The following is a 3,782-nucleotide window of genomic DNA, read 5'->3' as shown; positions in this document are numbered from 1 at the left end:
TTGGATGCTGGGCGCCATGGCCGCGCAACTGTCACGCGTGGGTGAGCTGGCACCAGATCCGGTGTCGGATTCTTTGAACTATCTCGAGTGGCTGAAAAATCGCATGCAGATTATCAGCGAATACCCGGAATCGGAATTCTTGGGGCTATACGCGATGCGTCACCGCGGCAACAAGCTGCTGATGCACTTCTTTGAGACGGTCGAAATAGACGAGGGATTCGTTGCATTACCACATGAGGGATCGGAGGCTGAGTCGTTGCCTCCGGCCCGATTTCCAGTTTCAGCCTGCGTTAGTGAGTTCGCGAAGAGAGTTACTGGAAAACCTGCGCAATATGGCAGTTAGCTTGAGTTTATATTCAAGCACCTCGTACCCGGAGGCGATGCGCATGGGGATCTCGGATGCACGGGATTTCCTGGAATCTAAGGCGTTTGATACCTGGGTGAAGAATCGGGAGCTGGAGCAAAAGGTGCAGCTTGCTTTAGTAGGGCGCCTGGATGGGGTTATCAAGGCGATAGGGTCACTAGGTAAGGTAATTAGTCGATAGGGGCCATGTGAGGTTCCTGCCGGCGCAAATCATTGATGGGAAGAGGCATGGCAGAACCAACAAGCACCCTAGCGGCAGTATGGCTGGGGGTCACGAAATACCTGTTGCCGCTACTGCCGGGGGCGGTGGGGTCGGCCGTTGCCCTGAAATTTCTGGGTGACGGCTTGAACTGGTGGCAGAAGCTGTCCAGTTTCGCCGCCGGCCTGGCGTGTGCCGTCTACATTGCGCCGGTGCTGATCGAGTGGTTCGCCATTACCGGCGCGCGGACCCATTCCGGTATCGAGTTCCTGGTTGGCCTGTTTGCGCTGGCCACGGCGCGCGAAGTATTTAAGGAAATTAACGAAGCGGACATCATCGGTACGTTGAAGCGCCGCTATCTGGGAGCAAAAAATGATCCAACTAATTAATACGGTAGCTAACCTGGTACTGCTAGCGTTTTGCTTATGGGCGGTCCTGAACAAGCATCTGGAAACGCAGGTGCTGGGTACTTCTGCACTGTCCCTGGTGGCGCTCACGTCCTTTGTGAACATCATGCGGCCGGATGCTTTTGGTTTCTGGAGCGAGCAATCTGAGGTGGTGTCGAATGTGGCTGTCGCGATTCTGGCCGTATGGTTCTGGCGCCGGTGGCATTGCCTGGGGAAACGATGAATCTGTCCGCCTCCCAGCTCTCAACGGCTTTGCTGATTCCTACCGCGCTTGCGACGGACTGGGATGCACCGATCAATGCGGCGATGGCCGAGTTCGGCATCAGCACGCCGGCAAGGTGTGCGGCATTCATTGCACAGATTGGCCACGAAAGTGCCGGGCTGTCTCGCTTATCCGAGTCGTTTGATTATTCGGTGCAGGGGCTGATTGCCACCTTTGGCAAGCGTATTGCCATGCACGCCGCCGCCCTTGGCCGCCAGCCAGGAGAGAAGATGGTGCCGCTGGATCGCCAGATCCGGATCGCCAACATCGTCTACGCCAATCGGTACGGTAATGGCGACGTCGCTTCCGGCGATGGCTGGCGCTATCGCGGCGGCGGCCTGAAGCAAGTTACGTTTCGCGACAACTACGCAGCATGTTCGGCTGCGCTGGGTGTTGATTGCGTTGCCGTCCCGCAGCGACTTTCCACGGACAGGGCTTTCGCGGCCCGCTCGGCGGGATGGTTCTGGCACTCGATTGGTGGCAATGCCTATGCCGATAGGGGCGATTTTGATGGGCTGTCGACACGGATTAATGGCGCCGGCATCACGGCTGAGAGCCGGGCCGCGCGGCGCGCGCGCTGGGCGGCATGCAAAAGTTCCTTGGGGGTCGTATGAATCTATTGAAGGAGGTGTTGCCATGGTGGGCACGCTGGCTGGCCCTCGCTTCGGCTGCTGCTGTGTTCGGGACGATCTGCTACAACAAAGGCAAGCAGGACGAGGGTGAAAAGCACATTGCGTACGTCAATCAGCTGGCCGAGCGCTCAATCAAAATCGCCAAAGCACAGCAGGTTGTCGTTGCGCAGACGCAGATCAAATATGTCGACCGCATCAAGACCATTTACCTCAAGGGAGAAACCATTGAAAAGCAGGTTCCGAACTATATTACGCAAGCGGATAATGCTCACTTTGCTGTTAATGCCGGCTTTGTGCGCTTGTACGACGCCGCCTGGTCAGGTGAGGATCCCGGACCTGCCGCCGATTCTGACCGGGAACCCGCCGGCGTTTCGCTTGCTCAGGTCGCTGCCGTCGACATCAGTAATGCAACCAATTGTCGCGCCTGGCGAGAATTGGCTTTAGGTCTGCGCGAGTATTACGCACATCTACAAGCGGCCACAAATGCGACCAAAAAGTTTTAGTCGTTGTCAGGCGCAAACCGATTGCCGGGATGACTATCAGAAGGAACAGGAGGCGCTCAGGCGCGCCGGACGTTGATGGTATACCTGCCCCGCCGCCATGTTGTAACGGCAGCGCCTGCATTGATTAAGGCCGCACACGCGGCCTTTTTTAACGTCCTGATATTGTCGCCTTGCCATGAAAAAAGCTGTCGGCCATGGCCTTCGCCGGCGTCGGGTAACAGCAGCGCATTGCTGCGCCGCCGTTCCCTAAGAACGGAGCGTGCGACTTTCATCGCACTCCGCTCAAGCCTCTCGAAGTCTTCTTTCGTCAACCGATACCACCAAGCCTAGCGTGAGAGCCGCATTTGCGCTTGCAGCCCTCCATGCATTGTCCTGACCGCTTCAGGCCAGACAGTTACCCGTCTTGCCCGGGGGCAGTAGGCTACCGTTGACGGCACAACGGGCTTTGTCACCACGATGTTCAGCGGGCAAAGCAATTACCTCATCAGCACCATGTCGCACCAGTCCCCCCCACGCCTGCCGGCTTCGTTAAAGGCACTCCTTTTAACGCAGTTCGCAAAAACGCCAAGCCCAAAAGGTGTGCGGGGTTCACGGGGAAGTCGGCCGCAACAGGTTGACGCAAAATGACGCACTTTTGGAGTGAACCCCTGCGACTGGACCAGGGGCAGTAAAAAATTCAAGTCGCCTGCAGTGCGCATTCCGCCTCGAATTGTTTGGGTGTCTTTGTCCGGTAACATTTCGTTTCGCAAATCAGGTCGCCTAGAAGGGTTGATGAGTCCAAGCAAGGTCTCCTTTGGACCTTGTGTTTTTCTGGCTCAGGAGGAACTCACTACTGATCTAGATTCGGTGGCCCTGCGTTGAAATTTGGTTTTCTGGTTGCTCACAAAACAGTAGTTTTATGAACAGATCAAAGTGCTGCGATTTTTCTTCGTGAAAGTTGTCCTCGAGTGTTAATATACTCGTCAATTTTTCAATGTCCTGGATGCGTCCATGAATCAACGCATTGGATACGCCCGCGTATCGACCGATGATCAGCATCTAGACCTGCAGCGCGACGCGCTACAGCAGGCTGGGTGCGGCGTGATCTACGAAGAAGCGGCCAGTGGGAAGGATACAGCGCGGCCGGAGCTTGAGCAGTGCCGTAAAGCGCTACGGGCAGGGGATACCCTTGTCGTGTGGCGGCTGGATCGCCTCGGACGCAGTTTGCCCGACCTGGTGCAGATCGTGGCCGATCTGGAGCAGCGCTGCATCGGTTTCGAGAGCCTGACAGAGAAGATCGAGACGGGCAGCGCAGCGGGCAAGCTGATTTTTCATGTGTTTGCGGCACTGGCGGAATTTGAGCGGGGCTTGATCCGCGAGCGCACGCACGCTGGTTTGGCTGCAGCGCGTGCCCGTGGCCGGGTAGGCGGCCGCAA

5 protein-coding genes and 1 pseudogene are annotated in these 3,782 nt (G+C 56.9%); all 6 read left to right on the top strand.

Annotation, left to right across the window (positions count from 1 at the left end):
- Window positions 1-343, top strand: a pseudogene (locus VNZ65_RS09595) (hypothetical protein); the annotation flags it as partial.
- A 249-nt stretch (window positions 344-592) separates the two neighbouring features.
- Window positions 593-952: a holin gene (locus VNZ65_RS09590; RefSeq protein ID WP_325668352.1), complete on the top strand. Its 360-nt coding sequence runs from the start codon at window positions 593-595 to the stop codon at window positions 950-952.
- Window positions 936-1,193, top strand: a complete 258-nt coding sequence (locus VNZ65_RS09585; RefSeq protein ID WP_325668350.1) for a hypothetical protein — start codon at window positions 936-938, stop codon at window positions 1,191-1,193. The genes VNZ65_RS09590 and VNZ65_RS09585 overlap by 17 nt, the downstream gene beginning before the upstream one ends.
- Complete coding sequence (locus VNZ65_RS09580; RefSeq protein ID WP_325668348.1) at window positions 1,190-1,846, top strand: glycoside hydrolase family 19 protein; 657 nt, start codon at window positions 1,190-1,192, stop codon at window positions 1,844-1,846. Before VNZ65_RS09585 ends, VNZ65_RS09580 begins: the two co-directional genes overlap by 4 nt.
- A complete protein-coding gene (locus tag VNZ65_RS09575; RefSeq protein ID WP_325668346.1) occupies window positions 1,843-2,367 on the top strand; it encodes a hypothetical protein in 525 nt (174 codons plus the stop codon). The genes VNZ65_RS09580 and VNZ65_RS09575 overlap by 4 nt, the downstream gene beginning before the upstream one ends.
- A 990-nt stretch (window positions 2,368-3,357) precedes the next feature.
- On the top strand, window positions 3,358-3,782 hold a 425-nt coding region (locus tag VNZ65_RS09570), incomplete at its 3' end, for a recombinase family protein (RefSeq protein ID WP_325668344.1).

It is taken from the genome of Collimonas sp., assembly GCF_035566555.1.
Lineage (GTDB): Bacteria > Pseudomonadota > Gammaproteobacteria > Burkholderiales > Burkholderiaceae_D > Collimonas.
The sequence above is the reverse complement of the archived record's forward strand: the minus strand, read 5'-3'. Positions and strand labels throughout refer to the sequence as shown.